This is a genomic window from Mesorhizobium sp. B4-1-4, from assembly GCF_006439395.2.
In the GTDB taxonomy this organism is placed as follows: Bacteria; Pseudomonadota; Alphaproteobacteria; order Rhizobiales; family Rhizobiaceae; genus Mesorhizobium.
The window spans coordinates 4,034,922-4,053,578 of the sequence record NZ_CP083950.1; the positions used below are offsets into that span (position 1 = coordinate 4,034,922).

An 18,657-nucleotide genomic window follows, 5' to 3' on the forward strand; every position below is an offset into this window, starting at 1 on the left:
CCACAATTCGTGGTGTCGACCGCTGCGGAGGCTAGTGGCTATGGCCGCCTGCCTATTGATATCAAACCCGAAAGACAGGATTGCCCGTGCAGGTACTCGTCCGCGACAATAACGTTGATCAGGCGCTTCGCGCGCTGAAGAAGAAGATGCAGCGCGAAGGCATTTTCCGCGAAATGAAGATGCGCGGTCACTACGAGAAGCCTTCTGAGAAGCGCGCCCGCGAAAAGGCTGAAGCCGTGCGCCGCGCCCGCAAGCTGGCCCGCAAGCGCGCACAGCGCGAAGGCCTGCTGCCGATGACGCCGCGTCCGGTGGCTGCCGGTGCTGCCGGTGCAGCGCGTCCGCCGCGCTGATTATCGCCAATATTTCGTCCTTTTCGAAGGATACCAAGGTGGCGCGATGCGGAATCGCCGCCACCTTTTTGTTTAGAGCATGTGCGCCCGCCTGGACGCACAGGGATACGCTCTGACGCTTTATGACATTGTGACCGGCCCGGAGGGGGGATCCGGACCTGAACGACGCGGCAAGTGAGGACAGGGCAGACATGAACGCAACAAGCGTGGAGCGGGGGACCGCATTGCGTGGTTTCGCCCTGACAGCGGCCCTGCTTTCCGGACTGGTGCTTGCCGCCTGCCAGACGTCGGGCCCGGCCGGCGAGTTCAACAACATCGACAAGGCGCAGGGGTCGAGCGAGAACATCTCCTCGCTGTCGGCGGTCATCCAGCGCAATCCCCAGGATCCCGAAGGCTACAATGTGCGAGGCTCGGCCTATGGCCGGGGCGGCCAGTACCAGGCGGCGCTCAAGGACTTCAACCAGGCTATCCAGCTCAATCCGAATTTCTACCAGGCCTATTCGAACCGCGCGCTCATCCAGCGCTTCCTCGGCAATCAGGAAGCAGCGCTTGCCGACTACAACCGCTCGATCCAGATCAACGGCAATTATGATGCCGCCTATATCGGCCGCGGCAATCTCTATCGCAAGGCGGGCCGCACCCAGGATGCCTTTAACGATTTCCAGAAGGCGATCCAGCTCGACACCACGGACGCCCGCGCGTATCACAATCGCGGCCTGATCTACCAGAGCCAGGGCCAGCACAAATTCGCCATCGAGGATTTCTCGACCGCCATCTCGCTGGCCCCTGATGCCGCGGAGCCTTACAACGGGCGCGGCCTCTCCTACCTGGCGACGGGCGACGAGGACAATGCCTTCTCCGATTTCAACATGGCCATCAAGCTCGACGGCCAGAATGCCGAGGCCTGGGCCAACCAGGCGCTGATCTATGAGAAGCGCGGCGACAAGGCGAAGGCGGCGAAATCCTATCACGAAGCCGTGCGCCTCAACCCCAGCTACCAGCCGGCCAAGGACGGCCTCGCTCGCGTCAGCTGATAGCCGGCTAAGCATTGTGGGTCGGTTTGCATGTCCGAAAGGACACGCGCCGGCGCGGATCGCCGCCAATCCGGCAACCGCGCGTTAACCCCCGCAACAAGCTGTTAACCCCCGCAACAAGCCGTTAGCCCTTGCCTTGTTCGCGCCAAGTTTTCGGCGGAACGGACTGGTCACCCAAGCCGTTATTTCGAAGCATTTTGCGAAAGGACCCTCCCCCATGATCAAGAGACTCGTCTGCGCCGCGGCACTCGCCACGACCGTGTTTGCTGCCGCTCCGGCCAGTGCCGGAAAGCTGCAACTCGGCACGCTCGACTGCACCATTGATGGCGGCACCGGCTACATCGTGACGTCCAACAAGGGTGTGTCCTGCGTTTTCCGTCCCCACCATCACGGGCCGTCGGAGATCTACACCGGCGTCATCTCCAAGCTCGGCGTCGACGGGGCCAGACGCATCAGGGCCAGCTCGTCTGGGCGGTTCTTGCCGCGACCCGCGAACGCGACGCGGGCGACCTTGCTGGCAGCTATTATGGCGTGAACGCCGAGGCGAGCGTCGTCACCGGCGGCGGCGCCAACCTGCTGGTCGGCGGCTTGGACAGCGCCTTCATGCTGGAGCCACTCAGCGTCCAGGCGCAGACCGGCATCAATCTTGCCGTGGCGGTGACCTCGCTTGAGTTGATCCATTCGCTCAAGTGAGTGGATGGAGCAACTCCAGGAGAAGTGTGAAACGGGTATCCCTACCGAATTGCGTTAGGACGGCTGCAGGCTCCACGATCCCTCACCCCGCGGCGCGGAACCAGATAGGATGGTTCCGCGCCGTTCGACTGGGGGACCGCCGTGCCGAAGACAGCCATTGCCGCTGCCGTGATCGCAACCGTGCTTGCCGGCGCGGCGCAAGCAGAGGACGGCGGAATAGAGCTCGGCACGCTTGAATGCGCCATATCAGGCGGCACCGGCTTCATTTTCGGCTCGAGCAAGGATCTGAGCTGCACCTTCACCCCGACCGACAAGACCTTCGCGCCGGAAGCCTATTTCGGCGTCGTCAACAAATACGGCCTCGACATCGGCACGACGAAGCAGGCGGTGATGCAATGGCTGGTGCTGACGCCGCTGAAGAACATCTACGCGCCCGGCGCGCTGGCGGGCGACTATGTCGGCGCTAGCGCCGAGGTGACGGCGGCCGTCGGCGCCAATCTTTTGATCGGCGGCTCCTCGCAGGCCTTCACCCTCCAACCGCTCAGCCTGCAGACCCAGACCGGCATGAATCTCGCCATCGGCGTCAGCCAGTTCCAGCTGCGCAGCACAGAGAACTGATTGCTTCGCGAACGCGGCCAATCGCGGGAGACGGCCGCGTAACGCACTCTCAAAAAACCGCTTGAGCTCAAGCGCGGTTGAGGTTCTACAAGCCCGCCCAGGCAAACGACGCCTGGTGCGGCGCACCATCCCGATGCGCATGGTCCTGCCGGAAAGCCTTGCTGGCTTCTGGTGCCACGCGCCGGCGTCGAGATATGCAGAGGCGGGGGTGAAGATGGCTGAAATCAGCACAAATAGGGTCGACTGGCGCGCCTTGTGGGCGAGCGGCGACCTGGCGCGCTTCTGCTTCATCAGTCTCGGCATCCTGCTTCACGCCACCAATGAAACGATGGTGGCGACCGTCATGCCGGCCATGGTCGGGGAACTGGCCGGCGTGCAGCTCGTCGGCTGGTCCCTGGCAATCTACGAGCTTGGCGCCATCGTCGCCGGTGCTGCCGCCGGACGGCTGGTGAGCTATGTAGCGCTGCGCACCACCATGGTGGTCGCGGCGCTGCTCTACGCCGCCGGGGCGCTGATCTGCGCCACCTCGCCGTCCATGCAATTGTTCCTTGCCGGCCGCCTGATCGAGGGGCTGGGTGGCGGCGCGCTGGTGTCGCTGGCCTTCGTCTCGGTCGAGCGGCTGTTTTCGCGCGCCATCTGGCCGCAGCTTTTCGGCATCATGTCGGCGATCTGGGGCGTCGCGGCGTTCAGCGGCCCGCTGCTCGGCGCGATCATGACCGAGCTCCTGTCGTGGCGCTGGGCCTTCGGCGTCTTCACCTTGGGCGGCACCGCCATGGCGCTGGCGAGCTTCCTCGTGCTCGACACGCCGGAGGCGAAGAAACCAGCGACAAGCGCCGGCAAGGCCCCGCCCTTTCCGTTCGCGGCGCTCGGCTGCCTTGCCATCGCCGTGGTGCTGATCGCCTCGGCCGGCGTCGATATCGCCCCGCTGCGCTCCTCGCTGCTGATCGTGCTTGGCCTGGCGGGTCTCGCGCTGTTCTTCTACATCGACGGGCTGAAGCCGCGCTCCCGGCTTTTCCCGGCGCGGCTGTTCTCGTGGCGCACGCCGGTTGGCGCCGGCATGACCATGGTCGCCGCCTTTTCGGTCGCAACCTGCTCCTTCGGCGTCTACGGACCGCTGCTGCTGACCAGCCTGCACGACATTCCGCTGCTCACCACCGGCTACATCATCGCCGCCGAATCGATCGCCTGGTCGATCCTGTCGATCCTCGTCGCCAACGCCCCGCCGCGGCGTGAGCGGCTGATCATCGTCTGTGGCGCATTGATGATCGCCGCGGGCATAGCTGGCTTTGCCTACACGATACCGCTGGGCTCGATCCCGCTGATCCTGGTCTGCGCCCTTTTGCAAGGCGGCGGCTTCGGCGTGGCCTGGCCATTCCTGACCCGCGTCATCGTCGCCTCCGCCCCGGACGACGAGCAGACCATCGCCTCGGCCGCGGTGCCGACCATGCAGCGCATCGGCTATGCCGTGGGTGCGGCCCTTGCCGGCATCGTCGCCAACGCCAGTGATTTTTCGCAAGGACTGAACCACGACGCGGCGGCCAATGTCGCGAGCTGGCTATTTCTTGCTTTCGTGCCGCTTGGGCTGCTCGGCTGTCTCGCCGCCATGCGGACGTCGGCGGCCGCGAACCCGCCGCTGGGAGCCATCGGCTGACGCGGGTTCAATCGAAGCGCCGTCTCATTCGACACGCAGGCGGTAGCCGACACCGGTCTCGGTGGTGATGTAGCGCGGCTGGTCGGGGGTCTTCTCGATCTTCTGCCTGAGCTGCCGGACATAGACCCTGAGATACTGCACGTCGGTGGAATCTCCCCAGATCTGCTTGAGGATGAAGTGGTGGGTCAGCACCTTGCCGGCATGCTGCACCAGGATGCGAAGGATGTCGTATTCCTTCGGCGAGAGCTTTATCTCCCTGCCCTCGACCTTGACGATGCGCTTGACCAGGTCGACCGAGAGGTCGCCGCTCTGGAAAACCGGCTTCTCGCCCTGTTGTTGGAACTTGTGCCGCAACGCCACGCGGATGCGCGCCACCAGTTCGTTCATGCCGAACGGCTTGGTGACGTAGTCATCGGCGCCGAGTTCGAGCGCGTTGACGATGCCCGCCTCGTCGGTGCGGCTGGAGAGGATGACGACGGGAACGTCCACGCCTTCGTCACGCCATTTGCGCAAGAGTTCATGGCCGCCCATGCCCGGCAGGCCGAGATCGAGCAACACCAGGTCGGGCCTTTCCTGTTCCATCAGTTCGATCGCCACCTTGGCGTTCGGCGCCTCGCTGACCGCATAGCCCTGGCTGGCGAGGCCGACCCGGAGCAGCTTGCGGATCGGCGGCTCGTCATCGACTACCAGTATCCTGACATTCGAATTCGTCATCAAAGCTGACCCACGCTGGGCCCGTCACCACGATTGCCGATATCGGCCGGCACCGGCATCCTGATGGTGAAAGCAGCACCGGGACGCTCGCTGCGATTGGCGGCCGAGATCGTGCCGCCCATCGCTTCGACAAAGCCGCGGCAGATCGACAGGCCGAGCCCGGTGCCGGCGCGCACCTGATCGCCCTTGCGCACCCGATAGAAGGTGTCGAACACGCGTTCCAGATCCTGCGCCGGAATGCCCGGCCCCTCATCCATGATCCGCACGACGACGGATCCATTGTCGGTCCATCCCTGCACACCGATCGTCGAGCCGGGTGGCGAATATTTCGACGCATTGTCGAGAAGATTGAACAGGACCTGTTCGAAAAGCACCGGATCGAGCCTCAGCATCGGCAGGTCGGGCGAGATATCGACCTCGATCTTGTGTTCGCCGGTGATCTTGCGGGCGCGGTCGAGCGCCGTGCCGACGATATCGCCGACATAGTGGAGGGCACAGTTCGGCTCCATCGCACCGGATTCGATCTTGGTCATGTCGAGCAGATTGGCGATGAAGCGGTTCAGCCGTTCCGATTCGTCGACCACCGTCGACAGAAGCTCCGCCCTGTCCTGCTCGGGAAGCGCAGGCGCGAATTCCTTGAGCGTGCCGGCCGCTCCCATGATGGCCGAGAGCGGCGTTTTCAGATCATGCGAAATCGAGGTCAGCAGGGCCGAGCGCAGGCGGTCGGCTTCGGCGGCGAGCTTGGCCCGGTCGACATCGGCGACCAGCTGGACACGCTCGATCGCCACCGCAGCCTGGTCGGCCAGTGCGTCAAGCAGGCGCTGTTGCTCGGGCGTCAGCAGCGGGCCCTGCTTGTCATTGTCGAGGCCGACGACACCGAGCGCGGTGCGCCCCGTGCGCAAGGGAAGATAGAGGCGTTTGGCGCCGGGCAGCGTGTCGGCGCCGCGCCCGGCGGCACGGTTGTGCTCCCAGGCCCAGCGGGCGGCGGCGATGTCGGCCTCCGCCAGCGTGTCGTCGGGCGGATAACCGGCCTTGACGGTTATGGTGCCGTCTTCGGGCAGAAGCAGCACCACGCGCAGCTTCAGCATCGAGGCGATCTGGAAGGCGGTGGCCCAGAGAACGTCGTCGAGCGTACCGGCGCCGGCGAGCTTCTTGGAGAACAGATAGATGTCTTCCGTGGCCCGCGCCCGCGAGCGGGCAGCGACCGCCTGGCGCTGCACGCGTGCCGTCAGGTCGCTGGCGATGACGGCGACGACCAGGAACACGCCGAGCGCCACAATGCTCTCCGGATCCCGGATCGTCAGCGTGTAGCGCGGCTCCAGGAAGAAATAGTTGAAGGCAATGGCGCTGACGAGACAGGCATACAGAGCCGGCCAGAGACCGCCGGCGACGGCGGACGCCAGCACGCCGATGAGGAAGATGATGGCGAGGTTGCGAACGTCGAGAAACTGGTCGAGCACGGCGGCCAACGCGAGCGAGCCGGCGACAAAAGCCGTGGCCTTGAGATAGGGCCAGACCTGGAATTGCCATTGCTCGTCGGCCGCCTTGACGCTTCTCGAACTTTCGTCGGTATCCCGCTCGGTCCCGGAAATGACATGGACGCTGATGTCGCCGGCGTTGCGGATCAGGTCATAGGTGAGCGATCCCTCGATCAGTTCGCGCCAGCGCGACCGGGTCGGCCTGCCGACCACGATATGGGTGAAGTTGTTCGCCGTCGCGTGGCGGACGATATCCTGCGCGACGTTCTGGCCGGGAATGGTCGTCACCTCGGCGCCGAGCTGCTCGGCAAGGCGCAGTAGCGTGGCGAGGCGGTCCTTGTCTTTCTCGGACATGCCGGCCGAGCGAGGCGTATCCACATGAAGCGCCGTCCATGGCGCGCGAAGCCGGTCGGCCAGCCTGCGGGCATAGCGGATGCGGGCAGCACCGCCCGGACGCGCGTCGACGCAGACGAGAACCCGTTCCCCGGCAGCCCACGGCCCCGAAATGGCGTGCGCCTGCATGTGGTTGAGCAATTGCTCGTCGACGCGCTGGGCCGTGCGGCGCAGCGCCAGCTCCCGCAGCGCCGTCAGATTGCCCGGCGAGAAATAGTTCTCGATGGCGCGTTGCGCGGTGTTGGGGAAATAGACCTTGCCTTCCTGCAGCCGCTTGATCAGGTCATCGGGGGTCAGATCGATGATTTCGACGTCGTCGGCCTGGTCGATGATGGAATCGGGAACCGTCTCGCGAACCCTGACCCGCGTGATCTGGGCGACGACGTCGTTCAGGCTTTCGACATGCTGGATGTTGAGCGTCGTGTAGACATCGATGTCTCGCGCCAGGATTTCCTGGACGTCGAGGTAGCGCTTGGGATGGCGGCTGCCGGGCGCGTTGGTATGGGCGAGCTCGTCGACGAGGACCAGCGCCGGGCGCCGGGCAAGGATGGCGTCGATATCCATCTCGTCGAGAATGCGTCCCTTGTAGTCGACCTTGCGGCGGGGAATGACTTCATAACCCTCGACCAGGGCCTGGGTTTCCCGACGGCCATGCGTCTCGATGACGCCGATCACCACGTCGATGCCGTCGGCCAGCCTGGCACGGCCCGACATCAGCATCTCGTAGGTCTTGCCGACACCGGGCGCCGCGCCAAGGAATATCCGCAGACGGCCGCGCCCTTCCCGCTCGGCATGCTCGAGCAGCGCGTCGGGAGAAGGTCTGTTTTCGCTGCTGCTGTCTTCCGGCATCGGAACCGATCATGTATGGCGCCGGGGATGCTGTCGATCCCCGGCGCCTGCCATCAACTATTTCGCGGCGTCCAGCGCCATGTTGAGCGCCAGCACGTTGACCACAGGCTCTCCCATGAAACCGAGTTCCCGGCTCTCGACCCGGCCGTCGACGAGCGCCTTGACCCTGGCTTCGTCGATGCCCCTGGCCTTGGCCACGCGGGGAACCTGGAAATAGGCGGCCTCCGGGCTGATCTGCGGGTCGAGGCCGCTGCCGGACGTCGTGACGAGATCCATCGGCACCGGCGCGTTCGGATTCTCTGCCTTCAGCTTCCCGGCATCGCCCTTGATGCGCTCGATCAGCTTGGGATTGGTCGGGCCGAGATTGGAACCGCCGGAGGCGCTGGCGTCATAGCCGTTGCCGGCGGCCGAAAGCCTGCCATGGAAATACCTATCGCCGGCGAAGGCCTGGCCGATCAGTTCGGAGCCGATCACCTTGCCGTCCTTCTCGATCAGGCTGCCATTGGCCTGCTTCGGGAACAGCGCCTGCGCGATGCCGGTCATGCCCAGCGGATAGACCAGGCCGGTCAGCACGGTGAAGAAAACGACCATGACGATCGCGGGTCTGATTTGCTTGACCATCGGAATGATCCTTATGCGAGGCCGAGGGCCGTGACGGCCATGTCGATCACCTTGATGCCGACGAACGGCACTATGATGCCGCCAAGGCCGTAGACGAGGAGGTTGCGGCTGAGCAGCGCACCGGCGCCGATCGCCCTGTATTTGACGCCGCGCAGCGACAGCGGGATCAGCGCTATGATGATCAGCGCGTTGAAGATGATGGCCGACAGGATGGCGCTCTGCGGTGTCGCCAGATGCATGATGTTGAGCGCTTGCAGCGGGCCGGTGGTCTGGCCGGGCGCGACGTAGAAGACGGCGAACATGGCCGGGATGATGGCGAAGTATTTGGCCACATCGTTGGCGATGGAGAAAGTGGTCAGCGAGCCGCGCGTCATCAGCAGCGCCTTGCCGATCTCGACGATCTCGATCAGCTTGGTCGGGTCGCTGTCGAGATCGACCATGTTGCCGGCCTCGCGAGCGGCGACCGTGCCGGTGTTCATGGCGACGCCGACATCAGCCTGGGCTAGCGCCGGCGCATCATTGGTGCCGTCCCCGCACATGGCGACCAGCTTGCCCCTGGCCTGCTCGTCGCGGATCAGCTTCAGCTTGTCCTCCGGGGTTGCCTGGGCAAGAAAATCGTCGACGCCGGCTTCCGCCGCGATGGCCGCCGCCGTCATGGGGTTGTCGCCGGTGATCATCACCGTGCGGATGCCCATCTTGCGCAGCTCGGCGAAGCGCTCGCGGATGCCCCCCTTGACGATGTCCTTGAGGTGGACGATGCCGAGCAGGCGCCCGTCCCGCTCGACCGCCAGCGGCGTGCCCCCGGACTTGGCGACCTCGTCGGCCATCGCCTGCAGATCCCTGATCGTGTCGCTGTTCGGGCGCGTCGCGTGGCCGCCCGCGTTCGACCGGTTGACATGGGCGAGCACGGAATCGACCGCGCCCTTGCGCACCGAGGAGCCGTCAATGTCGACACCGCTCATGCGGGTCTGCGCGGTGAACGGCACGAAGGTCGCGTGCAGCGTGGCCATGTCGCGGGCACGGATGGCGTATTTCTCCTTGGCCAGCACGACGATCGAGCGGCCCTCCGGCGTTTCGTCGGCGAGCGAGGCAAGCTGCGCCGCGTCGGCCAGTTCCTGCTCGGTGACGCCCTTGACCGGACAGAACTCGGTCGCCTGGCGGTTGCCGAGCGTGATGGTGCCGGTCTTGTCGAGCAACAGCGTGTCGACGTCGCCGGCGGCCTCCACGGCGCGGCCCGACATGGCCAGCACGTTGAAGCGCACCAGCCGGTCCATGCCGGCGATGCCGATGGCCGACAGCAGCGCGCCGATCGTGGTCGGGATCAGGGTCACGAACAAAGCGACAAGCACGGTGACCGAAATATAGCCGCCGGAATAGGACGCAAAACTCGGGATGGTCGCCGTGGCCAGCACGAAGATCAGCGTCATGCCGACGAGCAGGATGTTGAGCGCGATCTCGTTCGGCGTCTTCTGGCGTTCGGCGCCTTCGACCAGCGAGATCATACGGTCAAGGAATGTGTGTCCGGCGGCGGCGGTGATGCGGACGCGGATCCAATCCGACAGCACCTGGGTGCCGCCGGTGACCGCCGAGCGGTCGCCGCCGGATTCGCGGATCACCGGCGCGGATTCTCCGGTGATAGCCGCCTCGTTGACCGAGGCGACGCCTTCGATCACCTCGCCGTCGGATGGGATGATGTCGCCCGCTTCGACCAGCACGGCGTCGCCGACCTTCAGGCTAGTGCCAGGCACCAGCTTGAACCTGGTGCGATCCTCGCCGGTCAACAGCTTGGCCTGCGTTTCGGTACGCGCCTTGCGCAGCGAATCCGCCTGCGCCTTGCCGCGCCCCTCGGCGACGGCTTCGGCGAAATTGGCGAAGAGCACCGTGAACCACAGCCAAATGATGATCTGCAGGGTGAAGCGCGGATCGCCACCGCCGGTGAGGAGATCCTTGACGAACAGCACTGATGTCAGCGCCGTAACCACCGCGACGACGAACATCACCGGGTTGCGGGCCAGCGTGCGTGGATCGAGCTTACGGAAGGCGCCGCCGATGGCGGGCCACAGGATGCGTGCATCCATGATGCTCGCGGATTTTGAGTGTCTCATCTTGAAGCTCCAGCTTCGCTGTTGTTGGTCGGCACCGACCGATCGGGCGCCTGAAGAAGATGCGGAAGCCCGTAGGCCAGCAACCAAAGGGCGATCATGACGATGGCAAGTCCGAGGAACGTCGACATCGTCGGAAAGGGAGGAGGCTTGCCGCCCCTTTCACCTTCACCGTCGGGCTGATGCCGGCCATTCGGACGTCTGATGTTGAACATGGACATGTCCGCCTCAGAATGTCTGCCCGTGGATCATCGCCAGATGCTCGACGATCGGGCCGACGGCGAGCGCGGGGAAGAAGGTCAGGCCGCCGACGATGACGATGACGCCGACCAGCAGCCCGACGAACAGCGGACTGTCGGTGGGGAAGGTGCCGGCCGAGGCCGGCACGGTTTTCTTCGCCGCCAGCGAACCCGCGATGGCGAGCGCCGGGATGATGACCAGAAAACGGCCCATCAGCATGCCGATGCCGAGCGTGACGTTGTACCAGGGTGTGTTGCCGCTGAGGCCGGCGAAGGCCGAGCCGTTGTTGGCGGCCGCCGACGTGTAGGCGTAGAGCATTTCGGAGAAACCATGCGGGCCGCCATTGGCGATGGACGCCACGGCACTTGGCAGGACCACCGCGACGGCGATGAAGATGAGCATCGCCAGCGGCAGGCACAGGATCGCCAGCATCGCCATCTTGACCTCCTTGGCCTCGATCTTCTTGCCGAGATATTCGGGCGTGCGTCCCACCATCAGCCCGGCGACGAAGACCGCGATCAGGATGAACATCAGGATGCCGTAGAAACCGGCACCGACGCCGCCGATGATGACCTCGCCGAGCTGCATGTTGATGATCGGGACCATGCCGCCGAGCGCGGTGAAACTGTCGTGCATGGCATTGACCGCGCCGCAGGACGCGGCCGTGGTGATGACCGCGAACAACGCCGACAGCGCGATGCCGAAGCGGGTTTCCTTGCCTTCCATATTGCCGCCGTCAATGCCCAGCGCGTGCACCAGCGGATTGCCCGCGGCTTCCGCCCAGTAGCAGACGGCGACGCCGGCGATGAACAGAACGCCCATCGACGCCAGGATCGCCCAGCCCTGCCGCTGGTTGCCGACCATGCGGCCGAAGACGTTGGTGAGAGCAGCGCCGAGCGCGAAGATCGTCACCATCTGGATCAGGTTGGAAATCGCGTCGGGATTTTCGAACGGATGCGCCGCATTGGCGTTGAAGAAACCGCCACCATTGGTGCCAAGCATCTTGATGGCCACCTGCGAAGCGACCGGGCCAAGCGCGATCGTCTGCTTGGCGCCCTCCAGCGTGGTGGCGTCGACATATGGCCCAAGCGTCTGCGGCATGCCGAGCCAGACATAAACCAGCGTCAGCACGATACAGAGCGGCAAGAGCACGTAGAGGATGCATCGGGTCATATCGACCCAGAAGTTGCCGATCGATCTACCGGAGGCGCGGGCGAAGCCTCGGATCAGCGCGATCGCGATCGCGACGCCGGTTGCCGCCGAAACGAAATTCTGGACCGTCAGGCCGGCCATCTGCACGAGATAGGACATCGTGCTTTCGCCGCCGTAGTTCTGCCAGTTGGTGTTGGTTACGAAGCTGGCGGCCGTGTTGAACGCAAGCGCCGGGCCCACCGCGCTCATGCCTGCGGGGTTGTAGGGCAGGCTGCCTTGCAGGCGCTGCAGGAGATAGAGCACCAGGAAGCCGGCAAGATTGAAGAGCAGCAGGGCCACCGCATAGGCGGCCCAGTGTTGTTCTTCTCGCTCGCTGGTTCCGCAAATGTGGTAGAGCCCGCGCTCCAGCGGGCCGAAGATGGGTGAAAGCGGCGTGCGCTCACCGTTGAAGACGCGGTGCATATAGAAGCCAAGCGGCTTCACAAGCAAAACGATGATCCCGCAAAAGACCAGGATCTGTATCCAACCGTTCAGTGTCATGGCTGTGGCTTTCCGTGCCTTCAGAAGCGTTCTGGACGAACGAGCGCGTAGGTCAGGTAGGCGAGCAGGAACACCGTCACGCCGCCACCCAGGATGTAATCGAAAAGCATGGTCCGGTCCTTCAGCTCAAATTCCATCGCAGGCTTTGACGTAGGCAAAGGACAGGGCAAAAAACAAAATCCCTATACCCAGAAAAACAACGTCCATTGTGCTTGTTCCTTGCTTCCACTTTTCTACTTCGCCCTAGCCTGGCCAGCTCGGCACCCACGTCGAAACAGTGCGCCGCACTTCAAGTGGCGGCCACGTCCGACGTTTTTCTCAAGGGGAATATGGGCCCGATCGCCATAAAGGTTCGAGACGGCGCGAGGCGGAAAGAAATAGGAATTTCATAAAGGTTTTGCCGCCTCGTCGCCGTCAGCGAACCGGCGTTTCGATTTGGATCTGGTGGGTTGCGGCGCGCAACCACGCCTTGCGGCAAGCACTGGGTGTTCGGACGATGGCGGGCATTAACATTCGTTAGAGTGCGCTTATTCGCTGGCAAACACCACCGCTGATGGAACAACCACCCGGCCCGCGAATTGTCGGTCGAATCTCATAAACCCGTCAGCCTGAGGTCCAGCCGCACCATGCCAAGACATTATCTCGATCTCTACAATGGCGACGGGCTGACGATGGACGGTGACGGCCAGGTCTTCGAAAACCCGCAAGCGCATGCGGCGCGAAGCGATCCGCATTCTGCCCGACATCGTCCGCGACGAGATGATCGAGAATGATCATACGGCCATCCCCGTCAAGGTACGCGACGAGGACGGACGCCTATCTTCGGGGCATCGCTTGTCGTCTTTTCCAGGTGGTGTGACTGACAGCTTTCAGCCCGAGCACCGATGACAAACGTTTCCCAATTATCATTTGTAATCGTCGCATCCCCCGCAACGCTGCACCATGGAGCTTGAGGATGATGGAGGCGGCGATTGTTCCGAAAACGGTGCCTCCCAGGACGGAGTAGCGGCACATGGTTCGTGCAAAAGTCGACACCCAGCGTGACGAGCGCGCCAAGCGTGAATCGCAGATCTTGATCGATGCAGAGCGGGCAGCCCGCGAGGAAAAGACAGCCAGGCTGAGAGCGCTGCGCCTTGCCGCGCGAGCGGCGAACGGACCTGAAGCGGCGAGCCCCAGGCCGGCACCCCGACACGCGCATCCGAAAGGGTGACGGCAAGACGCGTGCCCGACTTATGGAAGGGCTATGTTGCGGTTGCTATGAGCGATCCGCCGATTGTGTTCTGAAATTCGCCATCATCCAGGGCTGCGCCGCATTCCCGGCTGTCTCATTCTCGGCTGTCTGGCGCTTCGCCAACAGGCGAAGGTTTGCCGCACTGTTTCCCAGAGAGACGCCGGGCTTCTCGACAACAAGGTCGGCAATATCAAGGCTGGCATCCTCGCTACTTCAAAGCCACGCGACTGACGCTGACAGGATTTGGATCGGTGACAGTACGACCTCGAACATCCCCAAGTACACCACACTAACGCAGTTCAAGGCGTACCTGAAGACGTACTTCGATACGCTTTACGCGCCGGTGTGCCGAAGTTCCTCGAACAACGTCCAACAACACTAGTTCCTCGCAGATGGCTGCTATTGCCGTCGATGCGACAAACATCACCATGAGGTACGGCAGCGGCGGTTCGGCCTGTGGGCATGATGGACCTTAGGCGCGATCACCAAATGCCTTGGCTGGGGAAAAAAGCGAACGGCACCATGAACTGGGTGCGGATGATCGCCAGGGCGTGTTGCGGTCGCGACTCTAATGAGGCGCGAGCCCGGCTCGTTCATCTGGACTGACACTCTGGATGATCGAACCGGGCCTTCCCGCAAACGTCAAACGTTAGCCACCCATCTTCTTTGCCATCGCGCAGAACTCTGCGTGCGACTTGTTAACAGCGGCATCGCCGCAGTCTTTCAGCACCGCCTTACGCTCATCGGGTTTCATGGCCGTCCACGCGGTCTTGAAATCCTTTTCGGATTTCATTGACTTCATGCCGGCATCGGTGAAGAACGGCGACATCTTGGCCGGGTCATCGAGTGCTGACGTGCCGCCGCTCGTAGAAGCAGCTATTGCAGTACTACCCATCATTGCGAGCGCAATTGCGCCCATACTGAGCACTTTGATGTTCATTTGAATATCCTCCGTAGGTCATTCACCAAGGTTGTGACCGTAACGGAAGAACGTGTACTGACTCGGGTCGGTTCCCGCGCGCTGCAAAACAAACTTGCGATTCGAGCTGAGCGCGTCCGGGTTGATCAGATGCCCGCCCTCTTTCTTCTGGTGACACATCAGCCGGCTACCCCGCTGCTCGGTAATCATGCACTCGGCCCTTTTGCCCAACCTGAAAGGACGTCTTTTGCCACGAGGAAGGATTCGCTAGGCGCCCGGGCCGGGGGTGTAGGGTAGGCGGAACGCCCCAAGCTCCCACCACAGTCTTGCCCGGGACCTTCTTTTCAAATAAGCAGAGAACACCCTGCGGTTTGACCGAGGAGCGGCTGTCGCCCCCCGGGTTTAATCCATGACGCGCACCGCGAAGCGCTTCCCAAGTACGCGACCGACCAAATTAAGTTGATTTAATTACATAAATTGTAACAAACAGCACGCCTATCATGGCGGCCCGTGAACATAATGCCAGCCAAAGGGTTATACCGCTGTCTCTGTGGCGACGCGCTTTTTGAGAGGCGATGCTGGAAGCCCAAGCTCTAAGACCGCTGATCCAAAGACCTAATGCGATCACGCACGCAATTGAAAAGACCGCAGCCTTGATCATTGCTGCTTTTTAGGTGCCAAGAGTTAACTTTGGATTCGAGGCAAGGCGGTGAGGCTGTGCGAGGAGACCCGTGGCAGGAGCTTGAGTGATACGAGGACAGGCGAAAGGTTGGTTGACGCGCCCGGCGATTGCTCCAGATTGGTCTAAGTAGTTGGTCGAAGCTATAATGACCAATTCCACTAACTGTTTGATTTTGCCGGCGTAAATGCCACAGTCGTGAGAATGGCGGAGAGAGCGGGATTCGAACCCGCGTTACGGTTTCCCGTAAACACACTTTCCAGGCGTGCGCCTTCAACCACTCGGCCACCTCTCCGTCCTTTGCCTTCGCGCCGGCCGGTTTCGCCGTGCGGGTTGGGGAGATGCATCTCCTTGGGGTTGCGGCGCGGAGCTTCCGCGCCATGGATGCCGTCCAACCAACGGGCATCCTTCCCCGGCACCTGAGCCGTCAAAGCAACAGGCGCGGGGCTCATCTAGTCGATCCCGCGCCGAATGCCAAGCCATAACGGCAGTCTATTCGCTTTGCCGACCACACAGCGTTTCGCAAAGCCGCCGTCGTACCCGAATTTGAGACGACGGCACCCGAATGATGTGCACAGGCAAGGGGCGGCTTCTTCGCCGGTTCGGTGATCGCCGATGTCGCCGGGATAAGCTGCTTCGAGGGCGGTTGCGGCTATTTCGCCGCCTTCATCGGCATGGCCGGGCTGTTGGTCGGCGCCATCGCCGGCGGCATTCTCGCCGTCTGGCTCGCTCACCGGCATAGGCGTCGGCCGGCCGCATAGGGCCGGTGGCATAGGAAGAGAAAGCCCGAGCCTTCAAATTCGCGTATCGCGGTTGCGGGCAAGCCATACCCATTCTATTTCTCGTTTCGGGACACGTGCCGGAGGTTCCTGGGAAGCGTCCAGGATGGGCCGGGGGAGGGCTTTGATGTTTCGTTTCATCTTTCGTCTTGCTGCCATGGTCGCGCTGTCGGTTTCCGTCATCATGGCGGTGCTCGATACCACCCGCACGGTGGCGGCTTCGGCCCTTGTGCTGACCCCGCTGAACGCCAGCTGGCTGGCCGTCTCGCCGGACACAAGGGCGGCCTTCGAAACCTTCGTCCGCGCCAAAGCCAGTCCACTGCTGTGGGATGGCGCCATTGCCTGGGTGCTCAACCAGCCGGGATTTGCCGTGTTCGCGGTGCTGGCCTTCCTGCTCTACGCCATCGGCTACAAGCGGCAGCGGCGTGCAGGTCAGTTCGCCGCCAACTGATCCGCAAGGACCAAACTGCCGGCACGGCTTGCCCTTGGCACGCTTTTCCAAACGTTCAAAATTCCGCGTGAATTTTGTTTCGGGCCGTGCCAGATTGCCGCCGAGCGGGAGGTCAGTACACTCCTGGCTGACGTCGCATGCCTGCCGCAGAACCGGACAGGCGGGCGGGGCGTAACGGAAAAAATAACCGACAGGGTGTGGATCACATGAAACGTATCGTTCTCGGCCTTCTGGCCGCAACCGCAATGGTTCTTCCGGCTTTTGCCGCGGATGTCCAGCCGGCCATCCTCTATGATCTGGGCGGCAAGTTCGACAAATCGTTCAACGAAGCGGCCTATCACGGCGCCGAGAAGTTCAAGACCGAGACCGGCACGCCCTATGTCGAATTCGAGGTGTCCAATGCCTCGCAGCGCGAGCAGGCGCTGCGCCGCTTCGCCGAGGACGGCCACAACCCGATCGTCATGGCCGGCTTCGCCTGGGAGGATGCGCTGAAGAAGGTCGCGGCCGAATATCCCGATCTCAACTTCGCCATCATCGACGATGCCGTCGACCTGCCCAATGTCCGCTCGCTGGTGTTCAAGGAGAACGAAGGCTCCTACCTCGTCGGCATCATGGCGGCGATGGCCTCGAAGTCGAAGAAGGTCTCCTTCGTCGGCGGCATGGACATCCCGCTGATCCGCAAATTCGAATGCGGCTATGTCGGTGGCGCCAAGGCGGCCGGTGCGACGGAAGTGATCCAGAATATGACCGGCGACACGCCGGCCGCCTGGAACGATCCGGCCAAGGGCGGCGAAATCGCCAAGACGCAGATCGACCAGGGCTCCGACGTGGTCTACGCCGCGGCCGGCGGCACCGGCGTCGGCGTGCTGCAGGCGGCGGCTGATGCCGGCAAGCTCGGCATCGGAGTTGATTCCAACCAGAACGGCCTGCAGCCCGGCAAGGTGCTGACTTCGATGATGAAGCGCGTCGACGTCGCAGTCTACACCGCCTTCATGGACGGCAAGAACGGCACTTTCAAGGGCGGCGTCGAAAACCTCGGCCTCAAGGAAGGCGGCGTCGACTACGCCATGGACGACAACAACAAGGCGCTGGTGACCGATGCGATGAAGGCCGCGGTCGAGAAGGCCAAGGCCGACATTATCGCCGGCAAGATTCAGGTGCACGACTACACGGCCGACAACGCCTGTCCCTATTGATCGGTAGCGCTCTCCAGCCATGATTTTGCAGACCGCCGGGCGAAAGCCCGGCGGTTTGTTCTTGCTGGATGGGGCGACGCTTCAATCCGTCCGGAGGGAATGACATTCGAGAGAGCGATGCAGCCGACAATCGAACCCATGCAGGACCACGACATCGAGACCGTGGCGCGGCTGCGCCTCGCGGCCTTTTTCGAAGGCACGGGAAGGACGCTTGAAGACGATGCGGCAGGACTTCGAAAATTGCTTGCAGGCGACGGGTTCGAGGCGGCCCTAGTCGTCCGGATTGACGGTGTGCCGGTCGGCAGCTGCCTGTTGGTGCGCGACGAATTGGAACCGGCGCACGATCTGACGCCTTGGCTGGCGGGCCTTGTCGTCGACATCCCGCATCGAGGCAAAGGGATTGGCACGACGCTGGTCAATGCGATCGAAGCGCATGCGGCCTCCGTCGGTGTCGAGACGCTTTATCTCTACACCTGGGAAGCGCGCGACTTCTACGCGGCTCTTGGCTGGACTTGGGTGGAGACATTCGAGCAGGATGGCGAGACGATGCTGCTGATGTCGCGTGGACTTGGCCTATAACCTTCCCATCAGATAGCCGAACACGAAGACAGCAATCAGCGCAGCGGCAACGATCATCCCGCACCGGCCGCCAAGAGAATGCACACCGAACCCATGTGGCTTCCGGGCAAGACCATGGATCACCGGCTTGACGTCGTCCAGGCCGGCGGCGCGCATCTGCGGCAGTTCGGCAATGCGTGTGGTGATCAGCCGCCACCGATCGTCGCCGCCCGACGGCACGGCACGGTCGAAAATGTGCATGCGCTCGGCAAGCCGTATCACCGCATCGCGGAAGGCTGGGTCGATCTCCAGGTCACGCTCGGCCCGTTGGCGCTCCACGTCGTTCATCAGGCCAAGCACATAGTCCCCAGCCCTTGCCATGCGGTCGCCCTCCCCGGCCATGGCTCCC

At 63.2% G+C, this 18,657-nt stretch carries 21 protein-coding genes, 1 tRNA gene and 1 pseudogene; 12 read left to right on the plus strand and 11 right to left on the minus strand.

Annotated features, from left to right (window positions below; all coding sequences use genetic code 11):
- Positions 1-86: 86 nt before the first annotated feature.
- The 6 genes and pseudogenes from rpsU (at position 87) to FJW03_RS19310 (ending at position 4,346) form a co-directional block, all read left to right on the plus strand.
- Positions 87-350: a 30S ribosomal protein S21 gene (gene rpsU, locus FJW03_RS19290; RefSeq protein ID WP_008874389.1), complete on the plus strand. Its 264-nt coding sequence runs from the start codon at positions 87-89 to the stop codon at positions 348-350.
- Positions 351-541: 191 nt separating this feature from the next.
- Positions 542-1,384 carry a tetratricopeptide repeat protein gene (locus tag FJW03_RS19295; protein ID WP_140609626.1) on the plus strand — a complete coding sequence of 281 codons (843 nt, stop codon included), beginning with the start codon at positions 542-544 and terminating at the stop codon, positions 1,382-1,384.
- Between the two features lie 217 nt (positions 1,385-1,601).
- Positions 1,602-1,763 (plus strand): annotated as a pseudogene (locus FJW03_RS30090) (DUF992 domain-containing protein); the annotation flags it as partial.
- Positions 1,751-2,077, plus strand: coding sequence for a DUF992 domain-containing protein (locus FJW03_RS19300; RefSeq protein ID WP_264296529.1), 327 nt, complete (start codon positions 1,751-1,753; stop codon positions 2,075-2,077). The pseudogene FJW03_RS30090 and the gene FJW03_RS19300, both read left to right, overlap by 13 nt.
- A gap of 141 nt (positions 2,078-2,218) precedes the next feature.
- On the plus strand, positions 2,219-2,695 hold the full coding sequence (locus FJW03_RS19305; protein ID WP_140766707.1) for a DUF992 domain-containing protein: 477 nt from the start codon (positions 2,219-2,221) through the stop codon (positions 2,693-2,695).
- Between the two features lie 214 nt (positions 2,696-2,909).
- Positions 2,910-4,346, plus strand: coding sequence for an MFS transporter (locus FJW03_RS19310; protein WP_140766726.1), 1,437 nt, complete (start codon positions 2,910-2,912; stop codon positions 4,344-4,346).
- A 24-nt stretch (positions 4,347-4,370) separates the two neighbouring features.
- Here the strand turns inward: FJW03_RS19310 and FJW03_RS19315 are convergent, their stop codons facing one another.
- The 7 genes from FJW03_RS19315 to kdpF are packed head-to-tail and all read right to left on the minus strand — an operon-like array spanning position 4,371 to position 12,545.
- On the minus strand, positions 4,371-5,060 hold the full coding sequence (locus FJW03_RS19315; protein WP_140766708.1) for a response regulator transcription factor: 690 nt from the start codon (positions 5,058-5,060) through the stop codon (positions 4,371-4,373).
- Positions 5,060-7,780: a sensor histidine kinase gene (locus tag FJW03_RS19320; RefSeq protein WP_140766709.1), complete on the minus strand. Its 2,721-nt coding sequence runs from the start codon at positions 7,778-7,780 to the stop codon at positions 5,060-5,062. Before FJW03_RS19320 ends, FJW03_RS19315 begins: the two co-directional genes overlap by 1 nt.
- A gap of 57 nt (positions 7,781-7,837) precedes the next feature.
- Positions 7,838-8,401: a potassium-transporting ATPase subunit KdpC gene (gene kdpC / locus FJW03_RS19325; protein ID WP_140766710.1), complete on the minus strand. Its 564-nt coding sequence runs from the start codon at positions 8,399-8,401 to the stop codon at positions 7,838-7,840.
- A gap of 11 nt (positions 8,402-8,412) precedes the next feature.
- Positions 8,413-10,506: a potassium-transporting ATPase subunit KdpB gene (gene kdpB / locus FJW03_RS19330; protein WP_140766711.1), complete on the minus strand. Its 2,094-nt coding sequence runs from the start codon at positions 10,504-10,506 to the stop codon at positions 8,413-8,415.
- Positions 10,503-10,718, minus strand: coding sequence for a hypothetical protein (locus FJW03_RS19335; protein WP_226890408.1), 216 nt, complete (start codon positions 10,716-10,718; stop codon positions 10,503-10,505). The genes kdpB and FJW03_RS19335 overlap by 4 nt, the downstream gene beginning before the upstream one ends.
- Positions 10,719-10,731: 13 nt before the next feature.
- Entirely contained in the window at positions 10,732-12,435 is a 1,704-nt protein-coding gene (gene kdpA / locus FJW03_RS19340) for a potassium-transporting ATPase subunit KdpA (protein WP_140766713.1), read from the minus strand.
- A 20-nt stretch (positions 12,436-12,455) separates the two neighbouring features.
- Positions 12,456-12,545 carry a K(+)-transporting ATPase subunit F gene (kdpF, locus tag FJW03_RS19345; RefSeq protein WP_140609606.1) on the minus strand — a complete coding sequence of 30 codons (90 nt, stop codon included), beginning with the start codon at positions 12,543-12,545 and terminating at the stop codon, positions 12,456-12,458.
- A 601-nt stretch (positions 12,546-13,146) separates the two neighbouring features.
- Here kdpF and FJW03_RS19350 point away from each other — a divergent pair.
- Positions 13,147-13,323, plus strand: coding sequence for a DUF6894 family protein (locus tag FJW03_RS19350; RefSeq protein ID WP_226890409.1), 177 nt, complete (start codon positions 13,147-13,149; stop codon positions 13,321-13,323).
- A gap of 124 nt (positions 13,324-13,447) precedes the next feature.
- Positions 13,448-13,645 (plus strand): hypothetical protein, encoded by a 198-nt coding sequence (locus tag FJW03_RS19355; RefSeq protein ID WP_140609604.1) that lies wholly within the window; start codon positions 13,448-13,450, stop codon positions 13,643-13,645.
- 670 nt (positions 13,646-14,315) lie between these two features.
- Here the strand turns inward: FJW03_RS19355 and FJW03_RS19360 are convergent.
- From FJW03_RS19360 to FJW03_RS19370, 3 genes are all read right to left on the minus strand, one after another.
- On the minus strand, positions 14,316-14,606 hold the full coding sequence (locus FJW03_RS19360; RefSeq protein WP_140609602.1) for a hypothetical protein: 291 nt from the start codon (positions 14,604-14,606) through the stop codon (positions 14,316-14,318).
- Between the two features lie 18 nt (positions 14,607-14,624).
- A complete protein-coding gene (locus FJW03_RS19365; protein ID WP_181168979.1) occupies positions 14,625-14,795 on the minus strand; it encodes a hypothetical protein in 171 nt (56 codons plus the stop codon).
- A 674-nt stretch (positions 14,796-15,469) separates the two neighbouring features.
- A tRNA-Ser gene (locus FJW03_RS19370) sits at positions 15,470-15,559 on the minus strand.
- 310 nt (positions 15,560-15,869) lie between these two features.
- Here FJW03_RS19370 and FJW03_RS19375 point away from each other — a divergent pair.
- The 4 genes from FJW03_RS19375 (at position 15,870) to FJW03_RS19390 (ending at position 18,269) form a co-directional block, all read left to right on the plus strand.
- The gene (locus tag FJW03_RS19375; RefSeq protein WP_181173341.1) at positions 15,870-16,025 is read left to right on the plus strand and encodes a hypothetical protein; all 156 of its coding nucleotides are present in this window, start codon (positions 15,870-15,872) and stop codon (positions 16,023-16,025) included.
- A 145-nt stretch (positions 16,026-16,170) separates the two neighbouring features.
- Positions 16,171-16,494, plus strand: a complete 324-nt coding sequence (locus FJW03_RS19380; protein WP_140609600.1) for a hypothetical protein — start codon at positions 16,171-16,173, stop codon at positions 16,492-16,494.
- Between the two features lie 206 nt (positions 16,495-16,700).
- A complete protein-coding gene (locus tag FJW03_RS19385) occupies positions 16,701-17,690 on the plus strand; it encodes a BMP family lipoprotein (protein ID WP_140609598.1) in 990 nt (329 codons plus the stop codon).
- A 117-nt stretch (positions 17,691-17,807) separates the two neighbouring features.
- Complete coding sequence (locus FJW03_RS19390) at positions 17,808-18,269, plus strand: GNAT family N-acetyltransferase (protein ID WP_140766727.1); 462 nt, start codon at positions 17,808-17,810, stop codon at positions 18,267-18,269.
- On the opposite strand, the gene FJW03_RS19395 is transcribed toward FJW03_RS19390, so the two are convergent.
- Positions 18,264-18,650, minus strand: coding sequence for a hypothetical protein (locus tag FJW03_RS19395; RefSeq protein ID WP_140766714.1), 387 nt, complete (start codon positions 18,648-18,650; stop codon positions 18,264-18,266). The two genes, FJW03_RS19390 and FJW03_RS19395, sit on opposite strands and share 6 nt — an antisense overlap.
- Between the last annotated feature and the right edge of the window lie 7 nt (positions 18,651-18,657).

What these genes read in the sequence shown, in the direction of transcription:
- FJW03_RS19295 (WP_140609626.1), top strand. Translation starts at nt 542, where the DNA reads ATGAACGCAACAAGCGTGGAGCGGGGGACCGCATTGCGTGGTTTCGCC.
- FJW03_RS19310 (WP_140766726.1), top strand. Translation starts at nt 2,910, where the DNA reads ATGGCTGAAATCAGCACAAATAGGGTCGACTGGCGCGCCTTGTGGGCG.
- FJW03_RS19315 (WP_140766708.1), bottom strand. Translation starts at nt 5,060, where the DNA reads ATGACGAATTCGAATGTCAGGATACTGGTAGTCGATGACGAGCCGCCG.
- FJW03_RS19320 (WP_140766709.1), bottom strand. Translation starts at nt 7,780, where the DNA reads ATGCCGGAAGACAGCAGCAGCGAAAACAGACCTTCTCCCGACGCGCTG.
- kdpC (WP_140766710.1), bottom strand. Translation starts at nt 8,401, where the DNA reads ATGGTCAAGCAAATCAGACCCGCGATCGTCATGGTCGTTTTCTTCACC.
- kdpB (WP_140766711.1), bottom strand. Translation starts at nt 10,506, where the DNA reads ATGAGACACTCAAAATCCGCGAGCATCATGGATGCACGCATCCTGTGG.
- FJW03_RS19335 (WP_226890408.1), bottom strand. Translation starts at nt 10,718, where the DNA reads ATGTTCAACATCAGACGTCCGAATGGCCGGCATCAGCCCGACGGTGAA.
- kdpA (WP_140766713.1), bottom strand. Translation starts at nt 12,435, where the DNA reads ATGACACTGAACGGTTGGATACAGATCCTGGTCTTTTGCGGGATCATC.
- kdpF (WP_140609606.1), bottom strand. Translation starts at nt 12,545, where the DNA reads ATGCTTTTCGATTACATCCTGGGTGGCGGCGTGACGGTGTTCCTGCTC.
- FJW03_RS19350 (WP_226890409.1), top strand. Translation starts at nt 13,147, where the DNA reads ATGCGGCGCGAAGCGATCCGCATTCTGCCCGACATCGTCCGCGACGAG.
- FJW03_RS19355 (WP_140609604.1), top strand. Translation starts at nt 13,448, where the DNA reads ATGGTTCGTGCAAAAGTCGACACCCAGCGTGACGAGCGCGCCAAGCGT.
- FJW03_RS19360 (WP_140609602.1), bottom strand. Translation starts at nt 14,606, where the DNA reads ATGAACATCAAAGTGCTCAGTATGGGCGCAATTGCGCTCGCAATGATG.
- FJW03_RS19365 (WP_181168979.1), bottom strand. Translation starts at nt 14,795, where the DNA reads ATGATTACCGAGCAGCGGGGTAGCCGGCTGATGTGTCACCAGAAGAAA.
- FJW03_RS19380 (WP_140609600.1), top strand. Translation starts at nt 16,171, where the DNA reads ATGTTTCGTTTCATCTTTCGTCTTGCTGCCATGGTCGCGCTGTCGGTT.
- FJW03_RS19385 (WP_140609598.1), top strand. Translation starts at nt 16,701, where the DNA reads ATGAAACGTATCGTTCTCGGCCTTCTGGCCGCAACCGCAATGGTTCTT.
- FJW03_RS19390 (WP_140766727.1), top strand. Translation starts at nt 17,808, where the DNA reads ATGCAGCCGACAATCGAACCCATGCAGGACCACGACATCGAGACCGTG.
- FJW03_RS19395 (WP_140766714.1), bottom strand. Translation starts at nt 18,650, where the DNA reads ATGGCCGGGGAGGGCGACCGCATGGCAAGGGCTGGGGACTATGTGCTT.